Origin of the sequence: Peribacillus sp. NPDC058002 (genome assembly GCF_042886655.1) — a bacterium.
In the GTDB taxonomy this organism is placed as follows: Bacteria; Bacillota; Bacilli; order Bacillales; family DSM-1321; genus Peribacillus; species Peribacillus aracenensis.
Genome location: NZ_JBHVQU010000197.1, coordinates 1 through 6,761, shown reverse-complemented (window position 1 = coordinate 6,761; position 6,761 = coordinate 1). Strand labels below are relative to the sequence as shown.

The window sequence follows — 6,761 nt, the reverse complement described above, 5'->3', positions numbered from 1 at the left end:
TGTCTTGAATGCGAAAAAAGACGAAGCTGGCTTTAAAGAAAATCTGGAAGCTTTGAGTCGGGTCATGAACATTGCCGTGAAATGTGACAAAAAGGTAACTGTCGACCCTAGTGCCTTTGAAAATGATCAAGAGAATGCGTTATACGAAAAATATCAAAAAGTGGCAAAGCATTATATGGAATCCAAAGATGAGAATGAGCGGTTTGAACAGCTTGTTTCGCTGCAAACGGAAATAGAGTCATATTTCGAGAATACAATGGTCATGGCAGAGGATGAAGCAATCCGTAATAACCGTTTATCCTTAATGAAGGAAATCAGTGATTTAGTTGCAGGTTTTGCTGCCATGAATAAAATCATCCTTACATGATCGAAAGGATGTATGGAAATCGGAAACCCTTTAAATAAGGGCTTCCGATTTCTTCAAAAGATAAATGGTCAATAAATAGGACAAAAATGCCCTAATTAAATAATTTAGTATATAATTATTAAATGAACTACTTTTGTTACTTTACTCTGCGAAAGCAGTGGGGTGGTGATTATAATCCAATTGAATAAGCGTCAGGAACAGATTTTACAAATCGTAAAAGAAAACGGACCGATTACTGGAGAACATATTGCGGATAGATTGAACCTTACCAGGGCGACACTTCGTCCAGATCTAGCGATTTTAACGATGGCAGGTTTTCTTGATGCCAGGCCCCGGGTGGGGTATTTCTATACAGGCAGGTCAGGGACACAGCTTTTGACAGATAGCCTCAACCATCTTTATGTACGAGACTACCAATCGATACCTGTCGTTGTTGACGAGGGCATTTCCGTATATGATGCAATAGTCATGATGTTTTTAGAAGATGTCGGAACAATGTTCGTCGTCGATAAGCATGCATTGCTTGTTGGTGTCTTATCAAGGAAAGACTTGTTGCGTGCGAGTATTGGGAAACAGGAGCTTAACTCCATTCCAGTCAACATCATCATGACTAGGATGCCCAATATAACCATGTGTTCAAAAGAAGACCTGTTGATTGATGTTGCCAAAAAATTGATTGATAAACAAATCGACTCATTACCAGTCGTCAAAGACACAGAAAAAGGCTATGAAGTAATTGGAAGGATTACAAAAACCAATATTACGAAAGCATTCGTAGCTTTGGCTGATGAAGGCTATTAGGGGGCTTGCAAAAGGAATGACGGAGAATATGAACGGTTCAATTATATATGTTGTATCGGATTCAGTAGGGGAAACAGCGGAATTGGTTACAAAAGCCGCTGCAAGCCAGTTCTCGGGATCTGCTTTTTCCATAAAGAGAATTCCGTATATTGAAGATGAACAAAACGTGGATGAAGTGATATCACTGGCTAAGTTGGATGGGGCGATCATTGCTTATACTCTTGTCAAGCCAGCCATTAGAGCGTATATGAAAGCACAGGTCGAGAAAGAAAACCTGTCTGCTTATGACATTTTAGGGCCGCTCATGGACATCCTTCAGGAAAGGGCGCCAAAAGGGCCGCTTAATGAACCTGGTCTGGTGAGAAAGCTGGATGATGACTATTTCAAGCGTGTGGAAGCCATTGAATTTGCTGTGAAATATGATGATGGACGTGACCCACGGGGCATTTTACGTGCAGATATCGTCCTTGTGGGTGTTTCGCGCACTTCCAAAACACCATTATCACAGTATTTAGCCCACAAGCGCTATAAAGTGGCGAACGTACCTTTAGTGCCTGAAGTGGAACCTCCAGAAGAGCTGTTCCTGGTACCTCCTGAAAAATGCATCGGTTTGAAGATCAGCCCGGAAAAGCTGAACCATATTCGTAAAGAACGATTAAAGTCACTTGGGCTCAATGATCATGCCATTTACGCAAATGTGGAGCGAATAAAAGAAGAATTGACATACTTTGATACAATCATATCAAGGTTGAACTGTCCTATCATTGATGTAACCAATAAGGCTGTCGAAGAAACAGCCAATTTGATAATCAATATCCTTCAAAATAAAAACCGTTGATCCTTATAATTAAGGCAAATCAAAATGTGAGCTAGACACTCTATGTGTCAGCTCACATTTTAATGCCAAGGACGAAAAAGGGAATAACAAGAATAAGTTCAAAATAATTACATAAAATCCCTCTTGGTTTCCAAACGAAAATCCGTTGATTTGCATGAAAAAACATTCAGAATTTAAATGTTGGCATCTTCTAATCAAATAGACTATAATAAAAAATTGTGAGAAAAAAGTAATCTTAAGGTTTAGACTTAATTAATAAGGAATAAACTAAAGGTTAATGAGATGTCAAGGTTTTTATTATAAAAATAATTCGACATGTTCCGTATAATTCAGGAAGGGCTGGTCTTTTTCAAGGCAAAAGAGGTGCTTTCACTTAAATAAGCAGGTATTCTTTGAAGAATGATTTGTGCTCTTTTTAGAGGGAATCCTCTGAATCAATGCTGAAAATTCACCATATCTTCATAAATTTTAGGGGAGAAAAAGGATTATGCAGAAAGATGTAGAATTAGAAGGTATGAATAATAAACCTACGATACACGTCGATGCCGATGCATGCCCGGTGAAAGACGAAATCCTTCATTGTGCAAATTTGCACGATGTTGAAGTCTGTTTTGTTGCATCATATAAAAATATGATGAATAACCCTGAAGGTAAATGGGTTTATGTCGATGCAGACAAAGAAGCGGCAGATCTTTATATAGTAAACTCAGTAAAAAAGGGTGATATTGTCGTTACAGCAGATATTGGTTTGGCTGGGACCCTGCTTCCTAAAAACGTTTATGTCCTTTCGCCAAGGGGAAAAGAATACACTGACGAGAATATTTTCATGCTCTTGGATATGCGTTATCAGTCGGCGAAACTCCGCAGGCAGGGTAAGCATACGAAAGGGCCGAAAGCATTCACAAAGGAAGACCGTGCATGTTTTACAAATAAACTTATGAAAACATTGTCGAACTTTGCAGGGAATTAGGAATCAGTATCGAATTAAAAACTATCACCAATATTGCAAGGTGGAAAAATGATAAATGGCCGTATAGAAGATGAGAAAATTAATCAAATTCGCGAAGCTGTTGACATTGTTGATTTAATTGGGGAGTATGTCCAGCTGAAGAAGCAGGGGCGCAATTACTTTGGCCTATGTCCTTTTCATGGTGAAAACTCGCCTTCGTTTTCCGTTTCAACGGAAAAACAAATTTTTCACTGTTTTGGTTGCGGGGCAGGCGGGAATATTTTTACCTTCTTGATGGATATAGAAGGCTACAGCTTTGTGGAATCTGCAAAAGTTTTAGCTGAAAAGGGAAATGTTCCTTTGGATGTTGAAATCAATAAGGATTCCAAGCGATCTAACATGCCGGCAGGCTCTCAGCAAATGATTGAAGCCCATGACCTGCTGAGGAAGTTTTATCATCATCTCCTCGTTAATACGAAAGAGGGGCAGGATGCTCTCGAATATTTACTTAAACGCGGGTTTACTGAAGAAACGATAGAAAAGTTCCAAATTGGCTACTCTTTGGATTCATGGGACTTCGTGTCCAAATTCCTTTTAAAACGCGGGTTTCCAGCGGAATACATGGAGCAGGCAGGGCTTATTATTTACAGGGAAAAAGACGAGTCATATTTTGACCGTTTCAGAAATAGAGTCATGTTTCCAATTATGGATCATCAAGGAAATACGATTGCGTTTTCAGGAAGAGCGATGGGGGACGATGAGCCCAAATATTTGAATAGTCCTGAAACGCCAATCTTTAATAAAAGTAAAACTTTATATAATTTCCATCATGCAAGACCACACATACGAAAGAAAGAACAAGCTGTCATTTTTGAAGGCTTTGCCGATTGCATTTCAGCAGTTGGCGCAGGTGTGGAGAATGCGGTCGCTACAATGGGTACTGCCCTGACGGACCAGCATATCCAGCTTTTAAAAAGAAATACTGACCAGATACTTATTTGCTACGATTCGGACTCTGCGGGATTGAACGCTGCCAATCGTGCAGTTAATATGTTACAGGACCATGAGTTTTCCGTGAAAGTCGCTCTCATGCCTGATAACTTGGACCCCGATGACTACATAAAGGAATTCGGTGAAAAAAGCTTTGTTTCTGAAGTAATAGGGGCCAGTTTAACCTACATGGCATTCAAAATGCATTATTTGCGTCGAGGGAAAAATGTAAATAATGAAGGAGATCGAATTCAATATATCGAAGAAGTCCTTAAAGAAATTTCGCGATTGCCCAATGCAGTGGAGAGGGATCATTATCTCCGGCAGCTATCCTCTGAATTTTCCCTTTCATTGGATGCGCTGGAACAGCAGCAGCGTCAGGTGTTCTTTACGGAACGCAAGAAGGGGACACTGCCGCAGCCAGCAGCTCCAAAGAAGATGGCCCTGCAATATGAGCATAAGTTAAAGCCTGCTCACCATAATGCTGAAATGAAGTTGATTGCCCATATGCTAAAAAGCAGGGATATGACATTCAAAATTCAGCAGTTGCTTGGTCAAACGGTCTTTCATGTAGATGAACATCAGGCAATCATCACCTATTTATATGCGTTCTATGAAGATGGACACGAACCGGATACAAGCTTTTTCCTTACTTATTTACCGGATCCAAACTTGAGAAGGATCGTTTCTGAAATAGAAATGATGTCAGTGAATGAGGAAGTTACCGATAAAGAACTGACCGATTGTATAAATCAAGTGTTGAAATATGAAAAGTTGTTAAAGATAAAAGAAAAACAAGTTGAAGAAAAAGATGCAGTTAGACGAAGTGATTATGTCACTGCTGCACAAATTGCCATGGAAATCATTAAATTGCGTAAAATGTTGTAGTCGTTTAGGTGTAAGTCCTGGAAGGAGGGGAACTAATGGCTGAAAAACCAGCACGTTCCAAACAAGTTGATAATGAATTTAGCCTTGAACAGGTGAAAGAAAAATTACTAGAGCTAGGTAAAAAACGGGGCTCTTTGACTTTAGAAAAAATTGCTGAAATGATTGGCGGTTTTGAGTTGGATTCCGATCAAATGGATGAGTTCTATGAGGTGTTAGCAGAAAATGGCGTCGAAATACTCACTGATGGTGAGGAAGACGAAGATGAAGACGATCCAGATGAGAAGAAACTTGCAAAAGAAGAAGAGTTTGATTTAAATGATTTAAGTGTTCCTCCTGGCGTTAAAATTAATGACCCAGTACGCATGTATTTAAAGGAAATTGGTCGGGTCGACCTTTTATCGGCAGAAGAGGAAATATCTCTGGCGACGAGAATTGAAGATGGGGATGAAGAAGCGAAACGCCGTTTGGCAGAAGCTAACCTTCGTCTTGTTGTCAGTATCGCCAAGCGCTATGTCGGACGCGGAATGCTTTTCCTTGATTTGATTCAGGAAGGTAATATGGGACTTATCAAAGCAGTGGAAAAATTTGATTACCGCAAGGGATTCAAGTTCAGTACGTATGCAACATGGTGGATTCGCCAGGCGATAACCCGTGCCATTGCCGACCAAGCACGAACGATCCGGATACCGGTGCATATGGTGGAAACCATCAATAAATTGATCCGTGTCCAAAGACAGCTTCTTCAGGATTTAGGCCGTGAACCTTCTCCGGAAGAAATTGCGGAGGATATGGACTTAACACCTGAAAAAGTTCGTGAAATCTTGAAAATAGCTCAGGAGCCTGTTTCATTGGAAACGCCAATAGGTGAAGAGGACGATTCACATTTAGGTGATTTCATTGAAGATCAGGATGCGACTTCCCCATCGGAACATGCAGCATATGAACTTTTGAAAGAACAGCTGGAAGACGTATTGGATACTCTTACAGACCGTGAAGAGAACGTCTTGAGACTCCGCTTTGGACTTGATGATGGCCGCACCCGTACTCTTGAAGAGGTGGGTAAAGTGTTCGGGGTCACCCGCGAGCGTATCCGTCAAATCGAAGCGAAGGCGCTACGTAAACTGAGACATCCAAGCCGCAGCAAACGCTTGAAAGATTTCCTGGAATAGAATGTATATGTCCTTTACAGAGCCCTCTTTGAATGCCTAGCGTTCGGGAGCGGCTCTTTTTTAAATTTTGATGTAAAAATATCCTTGAAAGAACAATACGTATCCATTTTTCCGTATAATGGGAATCGGAAACAATTTACATAACTAAAAAGCTAAGCCGTTAAAAAGTGATGAGGAAGTGAGATCCATGGATGAGATGAGAAAGAAAATCATCATTCAAGAAATAAACTCCTGGAAGGAAAGCCGTATGCTTCCAGAACAATATTGTAATTATCTGCTTGCATTATACTGTCAAGGCGAACAGCCGCCATCTAAATCGATTAAAACCGAGAGCAAAAAAAACGGCATCTTTTCAGGGCTGTTTATCGGAGCCCTTTTTGCATTTATTGTATTTTTGAATTATTTTACTGAAATACCCATAAGAATGCAAATGCTTATGACAACAATTTCAATACTTGTCTTTTGGCTGGCGGTCCGCCGCTTTAACGGCAGGAAAATCATTTTTCAAATGTCGTTGATGGGAATGGTGCTATCATTGCTTTTACTAACCATCAGTTTTGCGGAATTCATGGCACCAGGCAAAGTAGGTATCCTTTATATTTTCTTGTTCATTAATTGCGGACTCTGGATACTAATGGGCAAAAAACTGAAGCTGCTCCATTTTTCCATAGCGGGAGGCCTGGGAGCACTTGTCATTCTTTACTTTTTATTAATATAACCAGCGGTTTCAAATGATGAATTTAGGGTACTATGAACCTG

The 6,761-nt window shown here is 40.2% G+C and carries 7 protein-coding genes; all 7 read left to right on the top strand.

Going from position 1 to position 6,761, the window contains the following annotated elements:
- Nucleotides 1–367 (top strand): DALR anticodon-binding domain-containing protein (locus ACFVSH_RS21355; protein WP_387707708.1); only part of this gene is annotated, 367 nt, incomplete at its 5' end.
- Nucleotides 368–529: 162 nt separating this feature from the next.
- Nucleotides 530–1,168 carry a transcriptional regulator CcpN gene (gene ccpN, locus ACFVSH_RS21350; protein WP_034308483.1) on the top strand — a complete coding sequence of 213 codons (639 nt, stop codon included), beginning with the start codon at nucleotides 530–532 and terminating at the stop codon, nucleotides 1,166–1,168.
- Nucleotides 1,169–1,184: 16 nt separating this feature from the next.
- Nucleotides 1,185–2,006 (top strand): pyruvate, water dikinase regulatory protein, encoded by an 822-nt coding sequence (locus tag ACFVSH_RS21345; protein WP_370662553.1) that lies wholly within the window; start codon nucleotides 1,185–1,187, stop codon nucleotides 2,004–2,006.
- A gap of 514 nt (nucleotides 2,007–2,520) precedes the next feature.
- On the top strand, nucleotides 2,521–2,976 hold the full coding sequence (locus tag ACFVSH_RS21340) for a YaiI/YqxD family protein (RefSeq protein WP_144526817.1): 456 nt from the start codon (nucleotides 2,521–2,523) through the stop codon (nucleotides 2,974–2,976).
- A 51-nt stretch (nucleotides 2,977–3,027) separates the two neighbouring features.
- On the top strand, nucleotides 3,028–4,833 hold the full coding sequence (gene dnaG, locus ACFVSH_RS21335; RefSeq protein ID WP_192208344.1) for a DNA primase: 1,806 nt from the start codon (nucleotides 3,028–3,030) through the stop codon (nucleotides 4,831–4,833).
- A gap of 35 nt (nucleotides 4,834–4,868) precedes the next feature.
- Complete coding sequence (gene rpoD / locus ACFVSH_RS21330; protein WP_034308477.1) at nucleotides 4,869–6,002, top strand: RNA polymerase sigma factor RpoD; 1,134 nt, start codon at nucleotides 4,869–4,871, stop codon at nucleotides 6,000–6,002.
- A 187-nt stretch (nucleotides 6,003–6,189) separates the two neighbouring features.
- Nucleotides 6,190–6,720: a hypothetical protein gene (locus tag ACFVSH_RS21325; RefSeq protein WP_387598020.1), complete on the top strand. Its 531-nt coding sequence runs from the start codon at nucleotides 6,190–6,192 to the stop codon at nucleotides 6,718–6,720.
- Nucleotides 6,721–6,761: the final 41 nt, after the last annotated feature.

What these genes read in the sequence shown, in the direction of transcription:
- rpoD (WP_034308477.1), top strand. Translation starts at nt 4,869, where the DNA reads ATGGCTGAAAAACCAGCACGTTCCAAACAAGTTGATAATGAATTTAGC.
- ACFVSH_RS21340 (WP_144526817.1), top strand. Translation starts at nt 2,521, where the DNA reads ATGAATAATAAACCTACGATACACGTCGATGCCGATGCATGCCCGGTG.
- ACFVSH_RS21345 (WP_370662553.1), top strand. Translation starts at nt 1,185, where the DNA reads ATGACGGAGAATATGAACGGTTCAATTATATATGTTGTATCGGATTCA.
- ACFVSH_RS21325 (WP_387598020.1), top strand. Translation starts at nt 6,190, where the DNA reads ATGGATGAGATGAGAAAGAAAATCATCATTCAAGAAATAAACTCCTGG.